The 22869-nt window shown below is 64.1% G+C and carries 17 protein-coding genes, 1 tRNA gene and 1 pseudogene; 11 read left to right on the plus strand and 8 right to left on the minus strand.

All coding sequences use genetic code 11. The features are described from left to right. Positions 1 to 41: 41 nt before the first annotated feature. Positions 42 to 1616: an MFS transporter gene (locus tag QM712_RS12865; RefSeq protein WP_415023475.1), complete on the minus strand. Its 1575-nt coding sequence runs from the start codon at positions 1614 to 1616 to the stop codon at positions 42 to 44. Between the two features lie 178 nt (positions 1617 to 1794). On the opposite strand from QM712_RS12865, the gene QM712_RS12870 reads away from it, so the two are divergent. From QM712_RS12870 to QM712_RS12880, 3 genes are all read left to right on the plus strand, one after another. Further along, the gene (locus QM712_RS12870) at positions 1795 to 2652 is read left to right on the plus strand and encodes a LysR family transcriptional regulator (RefSeq protein WP_415023476.1); all 858 of its coding nucleotides are present in this window, start codon (positions 1795 to 1797) and stop codon (positions 2650 to 2652) included. A 389-nt stretch (positions 2653 to 3041) separates the two neighbouring features. Next, positions 3042 to 4370 (plus strand): O-acetylhomoserine aminocarboxypropyltransferase/cysteine synthase family protein, encoded by a 1329-nt coding sequence (locus QM712_RS12875; protein ID WP_415023477.1) that lies wholly within the window; start codon positions 3042 to 3044, stop codon positions 4368 to 4370. A 27-nt stretch (positions 4371 to 4397) separates the two neighbouring features. After that, a complete protein-coding gene (locus QM712_RS12880) occupies positions 4398 to 5198 on the plus strand; it encodes a MetQ/NlpA family ABC transporter substrate-binding protein (RefSeq protein WP_415023478.1) in 801 nt (266 codons plus the stop codon). Positions 5199 to 5316: 118 nt separating this feature from the next. On the opposite strand, the gene QM712_RS12885 is transcribed toward QM712_RS12880, so the two are convergent. From QM712_RS12885 to QM712_RS12895, 3 genes are all read right to left on the minus strand, one after another. Beyond that, on the minus strand, positions 5317 to 5787 hold the full coding sequence (locus tag QM712_RS12885; RefSeq protein WP_415023479.1) for a hydrogenase: 471 nt from the start codon (positions 5785 to 5787) through the stop codon (positions 5317 to 5319). A gap of 182 nt (positions 5788 to 5969) precedes the next feature. Next, a tRNA-Gln gene (locus QM712_RS12890) sits at positions 5970 to 6043 on the minus strand. A 228-nt stretch (positions 6044 to 6271) separates the two neighbouring features. Then, positions 6272 to 8365 carry a hypothetical protein gene (locus QM712_RS12895; protein ID WP_415023480.1) on the minus strand — a complete coding sequence of 698 codons (2094 nt, stop codon included), beginning with the start codon at positions 8363 to 8365 and terminating at the stop codon, positions 6272 to 6274. Between the two features lie 530 nt (positions 8366 to 8895). On the opposite strand from QM712_RS12895, the gene QM712_RS12900 reads away from it, so the two are divergent. The 5 genes from QM712_RS12900 to QM712_RS12920 all read left to right on the plus strand — a co-directional run bounded on the left by QM712_RS12900 (position 8896) and on the right by QM712_RS12920 (position 13523). Next, the gene (locus QM712_RS12900) at positions 8896 to 10149 is read left to right on the plus strand and encodes an ABC transporter substrate-binding protein (protein ID WP_415023481.1); all 1254 of its coding nucleotides are present in this window, start codon (positions 8896 to 8898) and stop codon (positions 10147 to 10149) included. Between the two features lie 66 nt (positions 10150 to 10215). Continuing rightward, on the plus strand, positions 10216 to 11079 hold the full coding sequence (locus QM712_RS12905; RefSeq protein WP_415023482.1) for a branched-chain amino acid ABC transporter permease: 864 nt from the start codon (positions 10216 to 10218) through the stop codon (positions 11077 to 11079). Beyond that, entirely contained in the window at positions 11079 to 12050 is a 972-nt protein-coding gene (locus QM712_RS12910; protein ID WP_415023483.1) for a branched-chain amino acid ABC transporter permease, read from the plus strand. Before QM712_RS12905 ends, QM712_RS12910 begins: the two co-directional genes overlap by 1 nt. Beyond that, entirely contained in the window at positions 12040 to 12807 is a 768-nt protein-coding gene (locus QM712_RS12915; RefSeq protein WP_415023484.1) for an ABC transporter ATP-binding protein, read from the plus strand. The genes QM712_RS12910 and QM712_RS12915 overlap by 11 nt, the downstream gene beginning before the upstream one ends. After that, positions 12804 to 13523, plus strand: a complete 720-nt coding sequence (locus QM712_RS12920) for an ABC transporter ATP-binding protein (protein WP_415023485.1) — start codon at positions 12804 to 12806, stop codon at positions 13521 to 13523. The genes QM712_RS12915 and QM712_RS12920 overlap by 4 nt, the downstream gene beginning before the upstream one ends. Here the strand turns inward: QM712_RS12920 and QM712_RS12925 are convergent. Beyond that, positions 13505 to 14179: a TetR/AcrR family transcriptional regulator gene (locus QM712_RS12925; RefSeq protein ID WP_415023486.1), complete on the minus strand. Its 675-nt coding sequence runs from the start codon at positions 14177 to 14179 to the stop codon at positions 13505 to 13507. The genes QM712_RS12920 and QM712_RS12925 overlap by 19 nt on opposite strands. 109 nt (positions 14180 to 14288) lie before the next feature. Between QM712_RS12925 and QM712_RS12930 the strand changes: the two genes are divergently transcribed. After that, positions 14289 to 16577, plus strand: coding sequence for an arylsulfatase (locus QM712_RS12930; protein ID WP_415023487.1), 2289 nt, complete (start codon positions 14289 to 14291; stop codon positions 16575 to 16577). Positions 16578 to 16778: 201 nt separating this feature from the next. Here QM712_RS12930 and QM712_RS12935 read toward each other — a convergent pair whose 3' ends face one another. The 3 genes from QM712_RS12935 to QM712_RS12945 all read right to left on the minus strand — a co-directional run bounded on the left by QM712_RS12935 (position 16779) and on the right by QM712_RS12945 (position 21722). Then, a complete protein-coding gene (locus QM712_RS12935; protein ID WP_415023488.1) occupies positions 16779 to 17348 on the minus strand; it encodes an invasion associated locus B family protein in 570 nt (189 codons plus the stop codon). A gap of 64 nt (positions 17349 to 17412) precedes the next feature. Then, complete coding sequence (locus tag QM712_RS12940) at positions 17413 to 20559, minus strand: multidrug efflux RND transporter permease subunit (RefSeq protein ID WP_415023489.1); 3147 nt, start codon at positions 20557 to 20559, stop codon at positions 17413 to 17415. Then, on the minus strand, positions 20556 to 21722 hold the full coding sequence (locus QM712_RS12945; RefSeq protein WP_415023490.1) for an efflux RND transporter periplasmic adaptor subunit: 1167 nt from the start codon (positions 21720 to 21722) through the stop codon (positions 20556 to 20558). Before QM712_RS12945 ends, QM712_RS12940 begins: the two co-directional genes overlap by 4 nt. Before the next feature lie 400 nt (positions 21723 to 22122). Here QM712_RS12945 and QM712_RS12950 point away from each other — a divergent pair, with 400 nt between their 5' ends. Continuing rightward, complete coding sequence (locus QM712_RS12950) at positions 22123 to 22362, plus strand: hypothetical protein (protein ID WP_415023491.1); 240 nt, start codon at positions 22123 to 22125, stop codon at positions 22360 to 22362. A gap of 235 nt (positions 22363 to 22597) precedes the next feature. Further along, a pseudogene (locus QM712_RS12955) lies at positions 22598 to 22869 on the plus strand (TonB-dependent siderophore receptor); the annotation flags it as partial.

Below are 22869 nucleotides of genomic sequence, written 5' to 3' on the forward strand. Positions count from 1 at the left end.
TGCCGCCGGCGGCGGATCTCATGATGGTCTTTGTCGCACGGCTAGGATGATGAGCAGGGGAGGCCGTCTTGTTCTTCGCCGCTCGGCGAAAGATCGCTTCGCGCCGCGCGTCGCCTGTCAAAGATCAGAAAGCTCGACAGGGCCAGAATCCAGACCGAAATCCATCCATACAGCATCACCAGCCTGAAGCCGTGAACCAGCGCGTCATGGACGGCGATGTCTGCCGCCGGTACGGCGGCCAGTTCCGGGAAGTCGGTCAAGCGCGCATTGCCGCCGGCTATTGCCTGCGCGAGATGTTGCAGGCGGCTTGGATCGAGCGCTCCGGGAAATCTGGCGCCGAGCCAGGAGGATATGCCTGCGATCAGGATGAAGCCCATGATGGCGATGTTGATCGCCAGCGAGATCATTCGGGCGCTCATGTCGATGCCCGACGCCATGCCGGCGCGTGCGCTCGACACCGATCCGGTCGTCGTATTGGTGACCGTCGTGTTGGTCAGGCCGAGGCCGATGCCCGCGAGCAGGCATCCGGGTGCGAGCGTCAGCCAATCGGGGCTCTCGACGCCGCTGCCGATCCACATCAGCATGAAGCCGAGGCCGATCGTGAAGAGGCCGGCCGGAATCGCGACGCCGCCTCCAAATCTCAACAACATCCGTTCGCCCAGCGGAGGAACCACCAGCGTCGGGAGCGTATAGGCCAGCAGCGCAAGGCCCGCTGCCACGTTGCCGTAGCCCAGCGCGCTGTGGATGAAGATCGGAAGATAGATCATGAAGGGCCAGAAGCTGAAGTTCATGCCGGCGGACCCCAGCAGCGCGCCGGATAAGGCCCGTATCCGGAACACGGAGAAATCGAACATCGGGCGGGTGCTGCGTGTCTCGGCCAGCACGAAGGCGCCGAAGCTCAGGACGGCCGTTGCGATGATCGCGAGGCCCGTCGGGCTGAGGAAGCCGAAGTCGGGGCCTTGCGTGATGTAGAAGGCCACGCAGAACACCGATACCGAGAGTGTCGCGATGCCGGCGATGTCGAGATGCTTCGCGTCGGGGTCGCGCGACTCCTGTACGCCGGTGACGGCAAGAGCGGTCGTGACGATGGCGATGACGGCGTGAACCAGGAAGACCCATTGCCAGCCGGAGATCGCGACGATTGCCGCGCCGATCAGGGGACCGAATCCGAGACCGATCCCGAAGATGATGCCCCAGGCGGCGAACGCTCTCGCGCGCTCTGGTCCTTCCTGGAATTGGTGAGAGAGGACCGCGACCTGACAGATCAGCATGGCGCCGCCGCTCATTCCCTGGAGGAAGCGGCTCAAGATCAGCACGAGCGCGCTCCCGGCGAGTCCGCAGATCAGGGAAGCCAGGCCGAAGACGAGGATACCGACGACGAACACCCGCTTCCTGCCATAGCGATCCGCCAGCGTGCCCGTCGCCATCAGTACCGCGGTGACGGCGATCGTATACGCGTTCATGATCCATTGGAGCTGCTGGAAGTCGGCGTGAAGCACCGTCTCCAGTGTCGGCAGGATCGTCGGGACGCTGGAGATTTCCAGCCCGAACATCAGGGAGGCAAGGCAAGCGGCAGCCAGGGCGATCGTGTTTTGTCGTGTCTTTGAGGTCGTCATGGCCGACTATCTCCAAGCCTGATGCGGAATGTTGACGCAGGCGGAGAGATCCGTTCGACCAGGGAAGGGGCTCCGGGTTCACCGTTCGGCGTCAGATGTCGCGCGAACATAGGAGCCCCTTGATCACAACAAAATCGCATCGATATACATTTCAGAGACAACAGATCTGGATGATGAAATGCTCTCGCTTGATGTCGATGCCGTCAGAGCCTTCGTGATGGTGGCCGATCTGCGCAGCTTCACGCGCGCGGCCGAGGCTCTCGGGACAACGCAGGGGGCGATCAGCGTGAAGCTGAAGCGGCTCGAGGAGCGCATCGGCCATCGCTTGATCGAGCGGACGCCGCGATCGGTGCGGCTGTCGGCACAGGGGGCGGCCTTCGTGGAGGGAGCACGGGAATTCATCGCGGCTCACGAGCGCGCGATCGCGGGCCTCAATGCGCCTCCGCGCCACTTTGGCCTTGGCATCGCCGCTCACGTCGCCGGCCCGGAGGTTCCGACCCTGCTGGCGCGGCTGCATGCTCACGACCCGAATTTGACGATCGAGGTGCAGCTCGAGAGTTCGCGCAGGCTTCTCGATCTGTTCGACCAGGGACGCCTCGATGCCGCAATCGTTCAGCGCGAAGACGATCGTCGGGATGGAGAGACGCTGGCACAGGAGCGTTTCGGCTGGTTTGCGGCACAGGGATTTCAGCACAGGCAAGGCGAACCGCTGCGGCTCGCTGCGTTGGCTCCGACCTGCGGCGTGCGCAATGTCGCGACGCAGGCGCTGGACGCGGCCGGCATAAGTTGGACTGAAGTGTTTCTGGGAGGCGGATCGTCCGCGGTTCATGCCGCCGTCTCGGCAGGGTTGGCGATCGCTCCGCTGTCGTATCGGATCGCGCCGGCCGGCACCATCGATGTCGGAGATCAGTTCGGGCTTCCCAGGCTGCCTTCATCCGAAGTCGTGCTTCATTCGTCCTTGACGGATCGGCGGTCCCGGGCGGCCTTGGGGGCGCTGGCGGCAGCGTTTCGCGAACATCGCGCGGCGACGTCGTGAACTTGCCGTGCATGGCGTCGGCGGTTTTCCGCTCCTCGAAAGCATGAGATAGGCGCGCGCGCCATCGCGGGCGCGTGAGAAATGCTCTCCCGTTCGACGTCTGCGGGAAATCTTTCCGGTCTCTGTGTGGCGCGACGCGGGCTTGCTCGCTTCGCAGGATGGAGTCGTGCGCGATCGTGGCAGGCCGGCCTCCTGGCGGACAGGCAGATCCCTGGCTGAACGACGGGACGAATAAACTCCGATCAACCGACAGCCGGAAAGAAACGGATTACGGAAGCGGGGCGAGGCAGCACGCGCATCGCTATTTTTCCAGCCCGCTCGACAGTCCGGAAAACGACACGCATCATTTTGCCATCGCGTGTCGGTCGATGGATCAGGAGAAACTCCGAATGACTTTGGAAACGAAGAAGTTTGAAACGCTTGCGCTGCACGGCGGATCGTATCGCGCCGATCCCGCAACCGGCGCGGTGGCGGTTCCGATCTATCAGACGACGTCGTTCCAGTTCGAGAATGCCGACCATGCGTCGCGTCTCTTCGCGCTCGAGCAGCTCGGGCCGATCTACACGCGCATTGGCAATCCGACACAGGAGGCATTCGAAACGCGGCTTGCCGCGCTCGAGGGCGGCGTGGCCGCGCTCGCCGTCGCCTCGGGGCAGGCCGCCACTGCGTTCGCGATCCTCAATGTGGCGCAATCCGGGGACAACATCGTGTCCTCGACCGATCTCTATGGCGGAACGTGGACGCTGCTGTCGCAGACGTTGAAGCAGTTCGGCGTCGAAGTGCGCTTCGTCGATCCTTCTGACCCCGAAAATTTCCGCCGTGCCACCGATGCGAAGACCCGCGCGTATTTTGCCGAGACGCTGCCGAATCCGAAGCTCAACGTGTTCCCGATCAAGGAAGTGGCCGACATCGGCCGTTCGCTGGGCGTGCCGTTGATCCTCGACAACACGGCGGCGCCGTTGATCGCGCGTCCGTTCGAGCACGGCGCTGCGGTCGTCGTCTATTCGACCACCAAATATGTCGGCGGTCACGGTACCTCGATCGGAGGCGCGATCATCGATGGCGGCAATTTCGAGTGGGCGGCCCATGCCGAACGTTTTCCGCTGCTGAACACGCCAGACGATGCCTATCATGGGGCGATCTGGACGGAAGCGGCGAAGCCGCTGGGCCCAATCGCCTACATCCTGCGTGCGCGGGTGAAGCTGCTGCGTGATCTCGGCGCATCGATCGCGCCGCAGAGCGCGTTCCAGTTCATCCAGGGGCTGGAGACCTTGCCGTTGAGGATCCGCCAGCACAACGAGAACGCGATCAAGGTGGCGAATTTCCTCTCCCAGCATCCGTCCGTCTCGCATGTGATCTTCCCGGGTCTTCAGAGTGGGGAGAACCGTCGGCGGGCCGACGCTTATCTGACCGGGGGTTACGGCGCGCTGGTGGGCTTTGAACTGAAGGGCGGCGTCGAGGCCGGGCGCCGCTTCATCGATGCGCTGAAGTTATTCTACCACGTCGCCAATATCGGCGATGCGCGTTCGCTGGCAATTCACCCGGCATCGACCACGCACCAGCAACTCACCGCCGACGAGCAACACGCCGCGGGCGTGACGCCGGGTTATGTCCGCCTCTCGGTGGGAATCGAGCACCCCGACGACATCCTGGCCGATCTCACGCAGGCGCTCGCGAGCGCGGAAGCCGGCGGCAACAATGCCCGCAAGGCCGCCTGATCCATGTTGCGAAAGAGGGACGTTGGAATGACGAAGTCGAGGACGTTGCTGGCCGCGCTCGCGGGCCTGATGTTGGCTTGGACGGGGACCGCGAGTGCGCAGCAGCCACTCAAGATCGCGACCAGCGCCGGCCCCGTCGCGCAACTGGCCGCATTCGCGGCCGGGCTCGCCAAGGAGAAGGGGATCGACGTCAAGGTCGTCGAATTGTCGGATTGGGTCGCGTTGAACGAAGTCGTCGCCAATGGCGATGTCGACGCGAATTTCTTCCAGCACGCGACCTATCTCGCGCTTCAGAACAAGCAGCGTGGCCTGAACCTCGTTCAGGTCGACAAGGTCGGCGTGATCGCGCCGGTCGGCCTGTTCTCACGCAAGATCAAGAAGCTCGACGAGGTCAAGTCGGGCGACTCGGTGGCGATCCCGAACGAGCCGCTGAACGGTGCCCGCGGCCTCATCCTGCTGGAGCGGGCCGGCCTCATCAAGCTGGCTCCCGGCAAGGGATTTTCGGTCAGCAAGTTCGACATCGTCGACAATCCGAAGAACCTGAAGATCGTCGAGCTCGATCCCGCGCAGACTTACCGGTCGCTCGACGACGTGACGCTCGGGCTCGTCAACATCACCTACCTCATTCCCGCCGGCGGTGATCCGAAATCGGCCTTGATCATCGACCGCACGATCGACGAGGGGCTGGTGCTGCGCTTCACGGCGAAGCCGGAGAAGAAGGACGATCCGCGGCTGCGGGCGTTCATCGACGTCTTCAGGTCTCCGCAGGTGAAGCAGTTCATCGAAGACAAGCTGCCGGCGTTCATTCCGGCAGGGTTCGATAGCTGAGGCCACGTTTCCTCACGCGATCCCGGCCGGTTGACATCGTCGAATACGCCGGCCGCCGATGGGCGGCCGACGCATTGTGCGCGGCCATCGACCGAAAGGGCCGCACGACCGCGCGTGGTCATGACCGCTTGGGTCGCAGCCCGAACAGCGCGAGGCTGACGCCGGCGATGATCGCGAGGCCGATCGCAACGAAGCCGAACGTGACGACGGATTCCTGCAACGCAGAGGCACCGTGGCCGGCTGCGGTGATCGGAGACAGGGCCGCGGTCCCGAGGATGGCGGCAAGCATGGTCACCAGCCAGTTGCCGTAAGTGCCGGCGAGAAGAATCCAATAGGCCGCGGTCTTCACGCGCGCGGTGAGGTTGATCTGGTCCCAGGCGGCGCCCACCGCGATCAGGAAGGTGCCGTTCATCACGCCTTCGAGATGCGCGGCGAGTCCCATCCGGACGTTGGTGAAGTGTTGTTCGGCCAGTCCGGTCAACAGCCCGAGCAGGAACAGCGCAAAGCCGTGCCTGAACAATCGACGCCGTTGGTCGTCAGCCGCCTCTTGAATCCCGCGATTCGAATCACGGCAGGAATCATCGGCCATCCGGAGGCTCCCCCGAAAACGGCTAGGCTAGCCGGGCAGGCGGCGATGCATCGACAGGGCCGATAGATGTCCCCGCAATCCACTTTGCTGCCGCGTCCGCCGAGTGACAGGCATTCAAAGACGAGCGCCAGGATTCACGGGAGGAATAGACGAACAAATTCAGATGCTTGGGAGCAATCGATTGGCTGGGGAACCTGGATTCGAACCAAGACAAACAGAGTCAGAGTCTGTTGTGCTACCGTTACACCATTCCCCACCGAAGTAGCTGATATTGCTATGCTTTCTTCGGAAGTTTTGCAATCCCGGGCAAAAGTCTTGCGAACCGGGCGATTGCTGGGGCTCCTATAGCTGCGTCGGGGTTCGCGGTCCAGTCCTTATCGTGCGTCACGACAAGCCGTCGCGCCAGATCATCCGCCCCGTGTCTGGTCCTTGAAGCGCGGATGGTGCTCGACGAGGTCATGAGCTGGCGCAATCCGCCGGCCGCTCATTTCGCCGGATGACCATCCTTCCGAACGAGATGAAGGATCGTTCCATCTGGATCCCACCGGTCGACATCGTAGGCCCGCATGATGGTCGGCATGCTGTTTCGGATCCAAGGCTCCGCGCTGTACCAAATTTCCTCTCCATCCAGGATTTCCTTGCCGATGAAGAGGTGCTGAGGGCCATGGTCGACCAGATATGAAATCTGCATCTCGGCATCGCGCCGGCGCATCGTCTCGATGATTCCCGGTCCTGGATGGGCCGAACCTCGCCCGACCTTCGCCAAGAGCGTGCCTTGATGAAAGGCGAAAATCGACAAGCTGGATGCGGGGTCACTCGTTGCCTTGATGAACGCGACCTGCCGCCGGAGGGTTGTATCGGCATCCCACTGGAATATCTCCTTCCAGTTCTTGATCGCGAAAAACACGACGCGGGGGACGCCGGCCGATGCGTTCGCCACTCCGACGAAAAGAGCGCCGGCCGTGAAAACCGTCAGCATCCAGTTCGCCACTCTGTCGGGGAGCGCTGTCCCCGTCGGCTTCCACGTGTCCAGGAGATAGCCGAGCAGTATCAGGAATGGCCAACTGACATAGAGGAAGATGATCGTGGCGGGACGGGCGTTGAAGTAGCTGAACAGCCCCAATGCCAGGATCGCGAGATATGACGCTCGCTCGAGCCGGGCAGAATAGGGACCAGTCTCCGCTCGGATGGCGAAACGGATCAGCACGAGCAGCGCGCAAACGATCAGCGCCACCCATTGATCCGGAAACGACATCGGGATCATGAAGAAACCGGTGTCGTAGAAGATGCGCACGAACGCGAAGTAATCGGCGATTTGCAGCGGGTGACCGTAATGAAAGGTCAGATAGGCGCCGAAACCGCAGATCGCCGCCAGCAATCCAACGGCATAGATGGCGCCGAGCCCGACATTGGTGCGCAATCTGCTCCATGAGAACTGCGATGATGTCGCCCCGCCGAGAAGGATGAAGCAGAGCAGCGCGACAGCCACGACTGCTCCGGATTCCAAATTCCAGCAGATCGACAGGCCGGAAAACGCTCCGACCAGGATCGCCTTGGCCGGTGCCTGTCGCCGCTGCCACGAGAGCGCAACCAAGAGACTGAGAGCGGGGAAAAGCACGCGCAACGGCGTGTACTGGAAGTATGGATCCGGGGCGATATCGGGCAGGAAGACCCTGTTCTGCGCTATTCCGATCCAGATCACCGACATGGCCAGAATCAGCGGGCTGTGGATGAGCCGTCCGGCAAATACGACCATGGCGCAGGCGCTGACGGCTGACGCGGCCGCCATGATCAAGGCGATGCTGACGATCGAGGGGCCGGTGACCTTCAACACAGGCGCAAGAAACTCGCCGTAGCATCCATATTGCACCAACAGGTCGCCGAGACATGTTGCGCCGTAGGAGGACTGTACGATCGAATAGAGGAATGCGTCGAAATGGTCGTACAGGGCGAAGTTGCTGCTATCGCTGAAGACCCGCCAGGCGAGGGGCAGCACCACGGATAGACCGCAGGACCAGAGCACGATGGTACGATGGATTTCGCGCTCGCGACGTTTGTAGGCATCGAAGATCCGCGCCGCGAGTGCGCGCATCCTTGCTTTGTCGAACCTGCACGCGATGGCGAGGATGACGACGGCCGCTATCGATGCGATCAGTCCGTTCCTGACAAAGGGAAACAGGATCGCGTCGTGGGGAACGGTAACCGCGATCCCGGCGACAAGCAGGACGGGCAGAAGCCAGCTCACCCATGGCCCGGAAGAGCGAAGCGTGGCGGACAGCTTGACGGATGTCCAAATCGCAAGCGGCGCCAGAATGGTCAGCGCAACATAGGTGTCGCGCTGGGCAGGCTGCGGGTGCAGGTAACGAAGCGAACTGACCAGGAGTTGAGATGCCAGGGCAGGATCCGGGGCCGCCGTGCCGACAGCCGAATAGATAATGGCGCCGACGACGCTCAACCCAATGGCGCAAATCAGGAAGGCGACCGTGCAGTTTGGGGCACGAACTGAGAAAGCGCGGTATCCCGGCGTGGACACCGTGGTGCCGGCGATATCGCCGGCCGCATTTCGCAATTGCGACAACTTTACCCCCAGACGAAAGGCGGCAGTCTATCGCCCGGACGCCTGATATCAATGGGGAGTTGTGCTTGGTCCTGCGGCCGACTTCATATCGGCGCGGCATTCGTGCGGTGGGCGCGGGGCGTCAGACATGCGAGGCATTTGGCCGGCGATTTCGCTGAAGGCGCAGGGCCAAACAATCGATCGCTTCCGCGATGGAACGTGATCAAGGCCGCGCCGGCCGAGCGGACGCGGCAATCCTGCAAACGAAGGATTCACGTCGCCGTCGCGGTGTGCGTGGCATGATCGCTCGAGTGGGTCTCATGGCGCCGCTACGGTTGTCTTTCCTGCAGTGAACGACGTTCGATTGAGCGCGGCCGCCGTCGTGCGCTTTGCTGCTTCCTTGTGCAGCATCGTCGCAGCCCGTTTCACCTTGCCGGTTCCCGGTCGGCATGCCATCCTCCGCTCGCCAAAAAATAATCAAACGGAAGCGGGCGGCGCCACAGCTTCCAAAAAGTCTTGGTCGGGGAAACCCCTTTGGGAGGTCTGATTTCATGACATGGAAGCACGTCACCGGGCTGCTTTGCGCGGCCGCGATGTCCCTTGCGCTCGCCTCGGGCGCACGCGCGCAGGACAAGGTCGTCAAGATCGGCGCTATCCTGCCGATGTCCGGCGGCACGGCCTCGATCGGCGCGCATGCCAAGGCGGCGCTCGACGTCGCCATGGATATCATCAACAACCCCCATCCCGAACTCGGCAATTTCCCGTTGGCGAAGAACGCGGGCCTCGCGGGTCTTGGCGGCGCCAAGATCGAAGTGGTCATCGCCGACAACCAGGGCAACCCCGCCACGGGGCAGAACCAGGCGCTGCGCCTGATCACGGAAGACAAGGTGGCGGCGCTGTTCGGGGCCTACCAGTCCGGCATCACGCTGACGTCGAGCGCGATCGCCGAGAAATACGGCATTCCCTATCTGAACTCCGAATCGGTGGCCGCCAATCTCACCGAGCGCGGCTTCAAATGGTTCTTCCGCACCACGCCGATCGCCACCGACTTCGCCAAGATCTATGTCGACTTCCTCGCCGACATCAAGACGCAGGGCGCCAAGACCGACAGCGTCGCGCTGGTCCATGACAACACCGAATACGGCACCTCGGTCGCGAACACGATCGCCGCCGCGTTCAAGGAGAAGGGCAACGCCGTCGCGCTCGACATCGCCTATCCCGTCAATGCGACCGACGTGCAGGGGCAGGTGCTCCAGCTCAAGGACAAGAAGCCCGACGTCGTCATCATGATCAGCTACACGTCGGATGCGATCCTGTTCGCCAAGACGATGCAGTCGCTGGACTACAAGCCCGCAGTGCTGCTGGCCGACGACGCCGGCTATTCCGATCCGTCCTTCACCAAGGCGGTCGGCAAGATCTCGCAGGGCGTCTTCAACCGCTCGTCCTGGGTCGTGGGGCCATCCGGCTCGACGTCCGCAATCATCGCCGACATGTACAAGAAGAAGAGCGGCGAGGAGATGGACGACACCGTGGCCCGGCAGATGCAGGGCTTCTTCGTGCTGGCGGAGGCCATCGATCGTGCCGGCTCGACCGACCCCGCGAAGATCCAGGCCGCGCTGAAGGCGACGGACCTGAAGCCCGAGCAACTCATGATCGGTTACAGGGGCGTGAAGTTCGACGACAAGGGCCAGAACGTGCTCGCGTCCGGCGCCATCATCCAGCTCCAGGATGGCGAGAACTACGTCTCGGTGTGGCCGAAGGCCAGCGCCGAGAAGGCGCCGGTGCTGCCCTACAAGGGCTGGTGAGTTGTTGAAGGCGGGGCCGTTCGGTCCCGCCTTTCTTGCAGCGATTTGATCAGAGCAACGCAGCTCATGTCCTTTGTTCTCGTGCAGGTGATCGTCGGCGGGCTTCTGCTTGGCGCCGTCTACGCCCTGTTTTCCTCCGGCCTCACACTGGTGTGGGGCATGATGAACATCGTGAATTTCGCGCATGGCGATTTCGTCATGCTCGGCATGTACGTCGCCTATGTCGTCTATACCCTGATGGGAGGAGGGCCGATCCTCGGCGCGCCGCTGGCTACGCTGGTGCTCGCCACCCTCGGGATCGTGGTCTACTTCACCCTGATCCGCGACATCATGAAAGGGCCGATGCTGGCCCAGATCCTCGGCACGTTCGGGCTTGCGCTGCTGCTGCGCTATTCCGTGTTCTGGTGGTTCGGGGCCAATTTCCTGTCCATGCCGCCGAACATCGTCGGCGGCACGTATGCGTTTGCGGGCCTGCGTATCGAGGCCTCCCGGCTGCTCGCCGGGGTCGTTGCGCTGCTGGTGACGCTCGGCCTGCATCTGCTGCTGACGCGCACCTCGCTCGGTTCGAAGATGCTCGCGGTCGCGGAGGATGCGACCGCAGCTCAGCTCATGGGCATCCGTCCCGACACCATGCAGGCGATCGCCTGGGGTATCGCGGCAGGCGCCACCGGTCTTGCCGGGGCGCTGATCGCGAACTTCTTCTACATCGTGCCGACCGTCGGCGAGACGCTCGGCATCGTCGCCTTCGTCACGGTGTCGCTCGGCGGCTTCGGCAGCGTGCCCGGCGCGCTCGTCGCGGGTCTCCTGATCGGCGTGATCGAGTCGCTGTCGGGCTATCTCATCGGTGCCATCTACAAGGACATCGTGGTCTATGTCCTGTTCCTGCTTTTCCTCTGGTTCCGGCCGCAGGGCCTGATGGGGAAGATGTGATGCGGCGCTGGATCTGGCTTTCGGCCGTCGCAGCCTTCGCGATCGCCTATCCGCTGCTGTTGTCCTCGCCGTTCCAGCAACGCCTCGGTGCGCTGGTGCTGCTCTACGCGATCGCGGCGTCCGCCTGGAACATCGTCGGCGGTTATGCCGGCCAGGTGTCGGTCGGCCATGTCGTGTTCTTCGGCTGCGGCGCCTATGCGGCGATGGGGTCCTACGCCAAGCTCGGCCTGTCGCCGCTGTTCGGTATCCCCGGCGGCATCGTGCTGGCGGTCGGGCTGGCCGCAATCATCGGCGTGCCGACACTGCGGCTGTCCGGCCACTACTTCAGCATGGCGACGATCGCGGTCGCGGAGACGATGCGGCTGATCGTCACCAACACCGAATGGCTCGGTGCGGCCGTCGGTCTGTCCGGGCCGACCGTGCCGCGGAACATCTTCGATCTCTCGTTCCTGTCGTCGCTGCCGTACTACTATCTGTTCCTCATCGTCCTCGTGATCACGCTTCTGATCACGTGGTGGATGACCAACAGCCGGATGGGATATTACCTGCGCGCGATCAGGGACTCCGAGCGCGCCGCGCGCTCGCTCGGTGCGCCCGCGAGCCGCACGAAGCTCTACGCCTATATGCTGAGCGCGGCGCTGACGAGCGTCGCCGGTGCGCTCTATGCCATGATGTTCGGCTTCGTCGATCCGGAGTCGGGACTCGGCATCCTGATCTCGGTCAAGATCCTGATCATGGCGGCGCTCGGCGGGGCGGGGCTCTTGTTCGGGCCGCTGGTCGGCGCCGCGATCCTCGTCCCGCTGGAGGAAATCTCCAACAGCTGGCTCGGCGGCAAAGGCGCGGGCCTGACATTCGTTGTCTACGGCGCGATCATCGTCTTGATCGCGCGCTTCCGGCCGGGCGGCATTCTGAGCCTGTTCAGGTCGCGCGCCAGGACGGCAGACGACGCGGGAGCCAAGCATGCTCCTTGAGGCGCGCGGAATCACCAAGGCGTTCGGCAATTTCAAGGCCGTGGACGATGCGTCCGTGACGCTGGAGCAGGGCGACATCCTCGGCCTGATCGGGCCGAACGGTGCCGGCAAGTCCACCTTCTTCAATTGCCTGACCGGCGATCTCAAGGCCACCTCCGGCCGCGTGCTGCTCGACGGACGCGACATCACGGACCTCACACCGGAGCTGCGCGCCGAACTCGGGCTCGCCCGCACCTTTCAGGTGCCGCAGACGTTCGAGGGCATGACCGTGCTCGAGAACGTGATGATCGGGGCCTTCCTGCGTACCCAGCATCGCAAGGAGGCCGAGACGAAGGCGCGCGCCGTGCTGGAGCGCGTCAGCATGGCCAGGCTCGCGGATGCGCCGGCGCGCTCGCTCGGCACGCCCGGCCGCAAGCGGCTGGAGATCGCGCGGGCGCTGGCGACCGAGCCGAAGATCCTGCTGCTCGACGAGGCCATGGCCGGCCTCAATGCACACGAGGTGAAGCTCGCGATCGATCTCGTGCGCGACATCCACCGTTCCGGCATCACGCTCGTCATCGTCGAGCACATCATGGAAGTGATCATGTCGCTCGCCAGCCAGGTGATGGTGTTCCACCAGGGCAAGGAGATCGCCCGTGGTTCGCCGCGCGAGGTGACGTCGAATCCCGCCGTGATCGAGGCCTATCTCGGCCGTCGCGCCGCGAAGGCGGCAGCGGGGCACACGCCGATCGAACTGCTGGGCGGGCCGGGCGCATGAGCGGACCGTTGCTGAGGATCGAGCACCTCGAGGTGCGCTACGGCGATCTGATCGGAATTTCGGACGTCTCGCTGGACGTGCCAGACGGCAGCGTCGTGGCGCTGCTCGGCTCCAATGGCGGCGGCAAGACCACCACGCTGAACGCCATCGCGGGTCTCATTCCCGTTCATTCGGGATCGATCAGCTTTCGCGGCGAGGAGATCGCCGGCCAGAAGGCGTTCGCGATCGTGCGCAAGGGATTGGCGCTCTCGCCGGAGGGCTGGCGCCTCTTCGTGCAGCAGAGTGTCGAGAACAATCTGATGCTCGGCGCGACGCCCCTGCATGACAAGTCGCGTCAGGCCACGCTGCTCGAACGCGTCTACGAGATCTTTCCAAGGTTGAAGGAACGCCGCAACCAGCGCGCCGGCACGATGTCCGGCGGCGAACGCCAGATGCTGGCAGTCGGCCGTGCGCTGATGAGCGATCCGAAGCTGTTGATGCTGGACGAGCCGTCGCTCGGCCTCGCGCCGGCGGTGGTCGAATCCATGTACGAGACGTTCGGCCGTCTGCACCGCGAGGGCCTGACCATCCTGCTCGCGGAGCAGTCGATCGAGCTCGCGTTGGAAGTGTCGGATTTCGCCACCGTGCTCCAGGTCGGCAAGAGCGTATTGTCCGGCACGGCGGCTGCTCTCGCCGTGGATCCGCAGGTTCAGAAGGCCTATCTCGGCGTGGACTGATCGATTTCCGCCTGGAGCAGCAGCGCCAGGCAACCGGCGAGCCGCGCTTCCATCTCCTTCGCGTGCAGCGACAGCGGGCCGGGATCGTTCAGGATGGCATTCACCAGCGTGCCGAGCACGACCTGGAAGCCGAAGGCGATGGCGCGGGTCTTCGCGGCTTTTCGTCCCTTGCCCATGACCGGGAGCAGAAGAGGGGTTGCGCGCGCGGTGGTGGCGCCGGCCAGGGCCTTGAACGGCGTCCATTTGTCCGGGCGCGTGTCGTCATGTTGCAGGGCCGCGCGCAGCACGCCCTCGTGATGCCGCATCCAGCCGACGATGCCGCTGACGACGATGTGGCAGAGCTTGTCGAGGCTTGCATCGGGGGAGGGACGCCTGATCTCGCCGAGACGCTGTTCACCGTCGCGCGTAGCGAGCGCCATCAGGGCGTTGAAATAGGCCTCCTTGCTCTCGAAACGGCTGTAGAAGGCGCCGACGGTCGCGCCGACCTCGGCGCACAGCGTCTCGATCGAGAGCTCGGCCAGGCTGCGGGTCCGCAGCATCTCCGCGCCGGCGCGCAGGAGTGCCAGCGTGGTCTGCCGGCTGCGCTTCTGGCGCGACGGTGCGACCCCCGGCAGGTCGAAATCGGCGAGTTCTGATTCCTCCGGCACTTGCCGCATCGGGCCTTGCATCCGCGTTAAATCATAATCATAATTCGGATTATAATTTAGGATGAGGCGGGTCGCAGGTCAACTGTGGCCGCTTGCATGCCGAAGCAGGGAGGAGCAGATGAGCGCAGGCAGCGGCACGCCGTTCCGTGGAGCCGTCGGCAAGACCGTCGCGGAGTCGAAGCCCTGGTGGCCGGACGCCGTGAAGCCGCCCGAGGGCGCGCCGAATGTCCTGGTGGTGCTGTTCGACGACGTCGGCTTCTCCGATTTCGGCTGCTACGGTTCGGCGATCAGGACGCCGACCATCGACCGGCTCGCGGCGGAAGGGCTGCGCTATTCCGGCTTCCACACCACGGCGATGTGCTCGACCACGCGCGCGGCGCTGCTCACCGGCCGCAACCATCATTCGGTCGGTGTCGGCTGTCTCGCCAATTTCGACTCCGGCTATCCCGGTTATCGCGGCAAGATCGCGCGCGAGGCGGGGACGCTGGCCGAGATGCTGCGTGTGCACGGCTACCGCAATTACATGGTCGGCAAGTGGCACGTCACGCCGCTGACGGAGAGCGGTGCCACCGGTCCGTTCGACGGCTGGCCGCTGGGACGCGGCTTCGATCGCTTCTATGGCTTCCTCGATGCCGAAACCGACCAATATGCGCCGGAGCTCGTCTCGGACAACACGCATATCGATCCGCCCGGCACCTTTGCCGACGGCTATCACCTGACCGAGGACCTCGTCGATCAGGCCATCCGCTTCATCGGCGATCACGTCGCCGATCGTCCCGACATTCCCTGGCTGACATGGGTCGCGCTGGGCGCCTGCCATGCGCCGCATCAGGCACCGGCCGACATCATCAGAGGTTACGACGCCTCTTTCGCACATGGCTGGGACGTCGAGCGCGAGCAGCGGCTCGCGCGTCAGAAGGCGATGGGGTTGGTGCCGCAGGAGACGCGGATGCCGCCGCGCAACGACGGCGTCAAGGCCTGGGAGGAGCATTCGGCCGACGAGCGCCGCGTGTTCACGCGCCTGCAGGCGGCCTTCGCCGGCATGCTCGACCATTCCGATCGCCACCTCGCGCGCCTCGTCGCGTTCCTGGAGACGGCCGGCGTCCGCGACAATACGATGATCATCGTGATGTCCGACAACGGCGCGAGCCAGGAGGGCGGGCCGCTCGGCTTCGTCAATGCGATGGGGCCGTTCAACTTCAAACCGGAGCCGATCGCGGAGAAGCTTGCCCGCATCGACGATATCGGCGGCCCCGACACGCATAGCAATTTTCCGCATGGCTGGGCGATGGCCTCCAACACGCCGCTGCGGCGTTACAAGCAGAACACCCATGGCGGCGGCATCCGCGATCCCTTCGTCATCAACTGGCCGGGCAGGATCACCGCGCGGGGCGAACTGCGGCATCAGTTCGTGCATGCCTGCGACCTCACGCCGACGCTGCTTGAGTTGATCGGCGTCGAGGCGCCGCGCGAGATCGCGGGCTGTCCCCAGATGCCGCTCGAAGGTGAGAGCTTCGCGCGTTCGATCACGGATGCGTCGGCGCCCTCGAAAAGCTCGCCGCAATATTTCGAGATGTTCGGCCATCGCGGGCTTTGGCAGGACGGCTGGAAGGCCGTCGCCTTTCATCCGCCGGGAACGCCGTTCGAGAAGGACAAATGGGAGCTGTTCCATCTCGACCGGGACTTCTCCGAGACCGACGATCTCGCGGCGACGGAGTCCGAGCGGCTCGGCCGGATGATCGCGCTATGGTGGGCCGAGGCCGAGAAGCACAACGTCCTGCCGCTCGATGACCGCTTCGGGCCGCGCTTCGCGGAGAACGCGGCGCGCTTCCACGGCGCGCGCCACCACTTCGTCTTCCATGCCGGCATGGGCCACGTGCCGACCGACGTTGCTCCCGACGTGCGCAGCCGCAGCTACACGATCGAGGCGCATGTGGAGACTGACGAAGCAGGCGCCGATGGCGTATTGATCTCGCATGGCGACGCGACTTCGGGTTACAGTCTCTATGTCAGGGACGGCGTTCTGGTTCACGATCTCAACATCGGCGGCAGTCACCAGATCGTGCGCTCGGACCGCAAGGTGCCGTCAGGCGCGCGGCGTCTCGGCGTCCATGTCGAGCGGCTCGTGCGCGAGGAGCCGCCGGCCAAGGGCTCGCGCACCGGCGTTACCGAATACACGCTGCTGATCGACGGCGAGCCGGCGGGGGCGCTCCAGACCCAACTCGGTTTCCACACGCTGATCTCGTGGTCGGGTCTCGATATCGGTCGCGACCGCGGCAGCCCCGTCTCGCACTACGAGGCGCCGTTCGCGTTCAAGGGACGGCTGTTGCGCGTCACCGTGACCATGCATGACGACCAGAAGCTCGACGGCGATGCCGTCGGCAACGCGCAGATGGCGCGGCAGTAGGAGAGTTCCAGGCCTTCATGGCTCGAGCCGCCTGCGTTCGCGGGCGCCGCACCGCGAGGTTCGAAGAGTTCGCTGCGCAGCCAGACCTCATCCTGACAAGCCCGCGAACGCGGGCGTCTCGAAGGATGGCCGCAATCACAGCCCCAGCCGCCGCCTCTCGCGGAGGCGGCAACTCGCCGTCGCCGGGCTGGACGAGACCTGCTACTTGATCTTGTCGTAGGCCGCCGCGAAATCCGTGAGCGGCATCGGGATCGCGATGGTCTCCTTGGCCATGTTCTGGAAGGAGACCTTCAGTTGCTTGCCCGACCTCAGGGCCGCAAGCAGATCAGGCGCGATCGGCGCCGAGGCGTAACAGCCGCGATTCTCGCAGGTCTGGATCTGCAGGTCGACCGTCTTGCCTTCGTCGACCTGGAGCTTGGCGCCGACGGGAAGGTTGAGCCCGAGCGGCAACTGGAGCAGCGCCACCGGCGTGTGGGTGTCCGGCGGAATGCGGATGTTGATCAGGATGACGGTCTGGCCGGTCTTGGTCAGGACCGCGTTCTGCTCCATGGCGCATTCGAGCGGAGCGTCGCGGCTGGGGCTCGTGCAGCGTGCGATCCAGCCGCCTTGTTGCGCGTCAGCCTGCGGCTGGGCCGGTGCCGGCGCGGGTGTCGGCTGTGCTGCCGGGGCTGCGGGAGCCGCGTTCTTCTTCGCGCCCTGCTGGGCGTGCGCAATGCCCGTCGACAACAGGGCTGCGGCGGCGAGGGCGACAAGTCTGGATTGCATGGGCATGACGAGACCGCGTTGGCGTGAACCGAGGGCTTCGCTGTAGCGTCGCGAAGCCGGCGGTGCAAGCTTACTCCGCAGCTTCCTTGACGGTGCCGTGCGCGCTCGCCTCGTGCTCGTCGTCCTCGACCGAGCGACCCCAGCCCGAGAACCAGTTGTTGAGCTCGTCGAGATAGAGGTAGACGACCGGGGTTGTGAACAGGGTCAGCGCCTGGCTGACGATCAGGCCGCCGACCATGGCGTAACCCAGCGGCTGGCGGATCTCGGCGCCGGTGCCGTGACCGAGCATCAGCGGCACGCCGCCGAGCAGCGCGGCCATCGTCGTCATCATGATCGGACGGAAGCGCAGCAGCGCGGCCTGGCGGATCGATTGTTCCGGCGTCTTGTGCCCGTCGCGTTCGGCGGCGATCGCGAAGTCGACCATCATGATGCCGTTCTTCTTCACGATGCCGATCAGCAGGATGATGCCGATCAGCGCGATCAGGCTGAAGTCGAAGCCGGCCGCCATCAGGATCAGGAGCGCGCCGACGCCGGCCGAGGGCAGGGTCGACAGAATCGTGATCGGATGGATGTAGCTCTCGTAGAGGATGCCGAGGATCAGGTAGACCACGACGAGCGCCGCCAGGATCAGGAGTGGCACGGTGCCCAGCGATTGCTGGAACGCCTGCGCGGTGCCCTGGAAGCTCGAATTGAGCGTCGGCGGCGCGCCGAGATCGGCCATCGCCTTCTGCACGGCTTCCGTGGCCTGGCCGAGGGCTACGCCCTGCGCGAGGTTGAAGCTGATCGTGATCGCCGGGAACTGGCCCTGGTGGCTGATCGAGAGCGGACGAACCGGATCGGTGGTCCAGGTCGCGAAGGTCGACAGCGGCACCTGATCGCCGGTCAGCGGCGACTTCAGATAGAGCTTGTTCAGCGAATCGAGGTTGCCCTGCATTTCCGGCAGGATCTCCAGGATCACGTGATAGCTGTTGAGCTGCGTGAAATACTGGGCGACCTGGCGCTGGCCGAACGCGTCGTAGAGCGTGTCGTCGATGAGCTGCGGCTGGATGCCGTAGCGGGATGCGGTGTCGCGGTTGATCTTGAGCTGGACCGTGGTGCCCTGGGTCTGCTGGTCGGTCGCGACGTCGCGCAATTGCGGCAGCGTCTGCATCTTGGCGAGGATCTTGGGAGCCCATTCGTTGAGCTCGCCGAGGTCGGCATCCTGCAGGGTGAATTCAAATTGCGTGCGCGTCGGGCGGCCGCCGAGCCGGACGTCCTGGGCCGCCTGCATGTAGAGGCGGGCGCCGGACACCTTCTCGAGCTTCGGACGCAGCCGGCCGATGATCTGCTGCGCGGAGGCGTCGCGTTCGTTGCGTCCCTTCAGCGTGATGAACATGTTGCCGTTGTTGCCGGCGCGGCCGCTGCCGCCGATGTTCATCGCGACGGACGCGACGTCGGGATCTTCCATCACGATCTTGCCGAGCTCGACCTGCCGCCGCTGCATCTCAGCGAAGGAGATGTCCTGCGAGGCTTCCGAGGTCGCCGTGATCAGGCCGACGTCCTGCTGCGGAAAGAAGCCCTTCGGGATCAGGATGAACAGGTAGACCGACAATCCCAGCGTGGCGAAGAAGATCAGAAGCGTGGTGCGGCGCCAGGCGAGGGCGTGGTCGAGCACATATTCGTAGCCGCGCAGCATCGCGTCGAAGGCGCGCTCGCTCCACTGGTAGAACTTGCCGTGGGTCACCTCGCCATGCGCGCGCAGGAACCGCGAGGCCATCATCGGCGTCAGCGTCAGCGATACGAACATCGAGACGAAGATCGTCATCGCCAGCACGACGGCGAATTCGCGGAACAGGCGTCCGATGATACCGCCCATCAGCAGCAGCGGGATCAGCACGGCGACCAGCGAGATGCTGATCGACACGATGGTGAAGCCGATTTCCTTGGAGCCCTTGTAGGCCGCCGCGAGCGGAGTTTCGCCTTCCTCGATGTAACGGGTGATGTTCTCGAGCATCACGATGGCGTCGTCGACCACGAAGCCGACCGCGATGGTGAGCGCCATCAGCGAGAGATTGTCGAGCGAATAGCCGAACACCCACATCAGGGCACAGGCGCCGAGCAGCGCCAGCGGAACCGTGATGGTGGGAATCACCGTCGCCCAGAAGCTGCGCAGGAAGATGAAGATCACCATGACCACGAGGGCGATCGTCAGCAGCAGCGTGAACTGGACGTCCTCGACGGCCGCGCGGATGGTGGTGGTGCGGTCGCTGATGACCTCGATCTTGATCGCGGGCGGAATCGCGGCGACGAGCCGGGGCAGCGTCGCCTTGATCCTGTCGACGGTTTCGATGACGTTGGCGCCGGGCTGCTTGAACACGACCAGGAACACGCCGCGCTTGCCGTTGGCCCAGGCCGCCTGCTTGGCGTCCTCCGGCCCGGTGACCGCCTGGCCGATATCGCGGATTCGCAAGGGACCGCCGTTGCGATAGGCGATGATGACGTCGTTCCAGTCCTTGGCCTGGGTGAGCTGGTCGTTGGCGTAGATCGTATAGGCGCGCTTTTCGCCGTCGATGTTGCCCTTGGGGCTGTCGACCGTGGAAATCGCGATCGCGCTGCGGACGTCTTCCAGCGACAGGCCTTTGGCGACGAGCTTCGCCGGATCGATTTGAACCCGGACGGATGGTTTCTGCTGGCCGCCGATGAAAACCTGCGCCACGCCGGAGAGCTGGCTGATCTGCTGCGCGAGCTGAGCGTCGACGGCGTCGCTGACGGTGGTCAGCGGCAGCGTGTCGGAGGTGGCCGAGAGCAGCAGGATCGGGGCGTCCGCCGGGTTGACCTTGCGATAGGTCGGCGGCGAGGGCAGGTTCTTCGGCAGCTGGCCGCTCGCGGCGTTGATCGCGCCCTGCACGTCGTTCGCCGCGCCGTCGATGTTGCGGTTGAGGTCGAACTGGATGGTGACGGACGCGGTGCCCAGGTAGCTCGTCGAGGTCATCTGGGCGATGCCGGGAATCTGGGCGAACTGGCGCTCCAGCGGCTGGGCCACGGACGAGGCCATCGTTTCCGGGCTGCCGCCCGGCAGCGTCGCGGTGATCTGGATGGTCGGGAAGTCAACCTGCGGCAGCGGCGCGACCGGCAGCAGGGGGTAGGCGACGAGACCGACGAAGAGGATGCCGGCCATCAGCAGCGAGGTGCCGATGGGATAACGGATGAAAGGTGCCGAGATCCCGCCCGCGTTCATTCCTGTTGAACCTTATTCTGGCCGGGATCCGAACTCGCCACGGCTGTGCTCACGACACTTCCGGGCTGCACCTTGAATTGACCGCCGGTGATCACTTGCTGCCCCGGGCTGAGCCCCTGGTCGACGACGGAACGTCCGTCGATGGAGTAGCTGACCTTGATCTTGTGAACTTCGGCCTTGTTGTCCTGATTGACGGTATAGGCGTAGAGGCCGTTGGTCGAATGCTGGACCGCGTCATCGGGAACCACGGTCGCATCCTTCAGGGTCCGAACCAGAAGGCGCGTCGAAACCGATTGTCCCGGCCACAACGTGTGCTCCTTGTTGTCGAACACCGCCTTGAGCCGAATAGTCCCGCTGGTCGTGTCGACCTGATTGTTGATCACGGCAAGCTTGCCTTCAGCGAGGGTCTTCTTGCCGTCGGTGGTGAGCGCGAGCACCTTGAGCGCACCGGCCTTCTGGCCTTCGCTGATATAGGGGAGCTGATCCTCGGGCGCCGTGAAAATCACCGTGATCGGCTCGACCTGCGCGATGGTGACGATTCCGGTCTGGGTCGAGGCGTTGACGATGTTGCCGATATCGACCTGGCGCAGTCCGGCGACGCCCGTGATCGGCGACTTGACCTGGGTGTAGTCGAGCTGGGTCTGGGCGTTGGCGATCGCGGCCTCGTCGGCGGCGATCTGGGCGGTGAGCTGGGCGACGGTGGAACGCTGTGTGTCGGTTTGTTGCCGCGTCGCGAATTCGCCGAGTTTGGTGTAGCGCTGAAGGTCGAGGTTGGCGTTGGCGAGATTCGCCTCGTCCTGTGCCTTCTTGGCCTTGGCCTGGTCGAGGGCTGCCTGGAACGGGCGAGGATCGATCTCGACCAGCAGATCACCCTGTTTGACCATCTGGCCTTCGGTGAACGCGATCTTGTCGATCTGGCCGTCCACGCGGGTCCGGACCTGGACGGTGTTGAAGCCCTGAACGGTGCCGAGACCGGTCAAAAAGACCGGGAAATCGGTCTTATCGACGGTCGCGACGCTCACGGGCACCGCCGGGACGCGTGGCCCGCTATTTTGAGCGGACTGGGCCTTGCCGGCCTCGCCGAATTTCCGCCAACCATAATAACCCGCGGAGGCCACGGCCGCGATGATCAGAATCCAGAGGATCGGCCGGGATTTTCTCATATCGGCTCGCGTCGGCTCGTACGCCCAAAGCAAAAAATTTTGGGGCAATTAAACGGTTCCAGCGCGCTTGTATAATACACGCCAAGTTCCAGTGTAAACAGCACTATGGGTTGAGAAACCTAAACAATCGGAAAGCTTTGCACCCGCTAGGCAGCCGCCTGACGCGGCGGTGTGCAGTGCTGCATTTTCCCGGCGTGAACGAAGAACGTGCAAAAGCTTCGTAATGCTCGCGGGCGGCGTGGCCAAGACAGGAAGGGACTGGACGGCGCGGCGGCGGAGGCGAGGCACGGACTTGCCGAATTTACCCAGGCGAGAACGGTTCTAAGGCGGCGGCTCGGCGTTTCGGTTGTCAGGAAATCCGGCATCGTCCATATCGGCGCCGCCACGAATGGAGTGCAGGATGGACGAGCTGAACGGCAAGCTGATCGCGTGTCAGATTCTCATCACGGGACTGATCGCGCGCGTCGCCAACGAGCAGCGCGATCCCTTGCGCTTCCTCACTGACTTCCGCGACGAGATCAAAGCCGTCGTCAACGGCGTCAACATCGCCGGCGTCGACAACACAGATCGCGTGCGTGCTGTCGCGCAGCGGACGGTCGACGAATTGTTCTCGCTGATGAAGCCGCCGAGCAGCGATTGACGGCTGCAAGATCGCGCGCGCGAAGACAAGTGCCGTAAGGCCTTGTTGCATCAATATGTCGCGGCTATTTAGAGCGATTTCAGAATCGAAATTTAGAATCGATTTGAAGTGGACAAATTCAAGGGGTCTCGTTCGTCTGTTCGCATTGACCTGATTTTTTTCGATCGATAGCACCGAACCATCGTCCATCACGCGGCTGTGCGTGGACGATCAAAAAATAACGGGGTGCTGTGAAATGGGGCTGGCGAGAGCACCGCGATCGTTGCGTTCGATCGCGGGAAGAAATTCAATTGAAGCGAAGGTGGATGGAAATTCCGGCAAGGCGGTTTCGGCCGTTGCCGGACTGATTGCTGCGGCGTCGTTCTCGGGGAATGCCGACGCACAGCAGTCGAACCTGCCGCCGGTGACGGTCGACGCGCCCGTCGAGCGTGCGCGTCCGGCGGCGTCGAAGCCGACGCCGGAGCAGGTGCGGGCACGCAACGCGCTTCGTCGCGCCGCGCAGCGCCA

Origin of the sequence: Bradyrhizobium sp., from assembly GCF_047605465.1 — a bacterium.
Taxonomy (GTDB): Bacteria; Pseudomonadota; Alphaproteobacteria; order Rhizobiales; family Xanthobacteraceae; genus Bradyrhizobium.